Consider the following 469-nt stretch of genomic DNA (forward strand, 5'->3'; position numbering starts at 1 on the left):
CTACCGATGTTGTTGTCTTCCCCGGAGCATGCAGATCTTTACTTTTGCATTGCGCAGAAAAAATAAAGCCGGTTTTCTTCAAATATTAATAACGCGTCTCCCCACCCCATTCTTATAGCAATATTCACTATAATCTTTCAACAAAAAAAAACCCGCAATAAAAAAAACAAAAAGGGGAATATTTTGCCTCAATTTTATTTTTTTCAACCTATACCCCCCCCGCCGATGATATTTCCGCCGCCGTTACAGGGCTTGCCGGTCCCGATGGAGACGGCAGTAATGTCCCTGTGGGGACGGTATGGATTGCGGCGGCTTTAAGGGGTGGGGAAATTAATACGAAAGTGTTTAATTTTAAGGGTACAAGAAACGAAGTCCGTCTTTATGCCGCTTGCGCGGTACTTGAAGAAATTCAAGAAATTTTAACAATAAAGGGTTGACATAAATAAAAAAAATCGGTAAAGTAAAAGTA

1 protein-coding gene is annotated in these 469 nt (G+C 40.5%); it reads left to right on the forward strand.

Going from position 1 to position 469, the window contains the following annotated elements; all coding sequences use genetic code 11:
- Window positions 1–287: 287 nt before the first annotated feature.
- Window positions 288–437, forward strand: a complete 150-nt coding sequence (locus ACYVTD_RS16535) for a CinA family protein (protein WP_461248754.1) — start codon at window positions 288–290, stop codon at window positions 435–437.
- Window positions 438–469 lie beyond the last annotated feature (32 nt).

This window comes from Treponema sp. R6D11 (genome assembly GCF_054786075.1).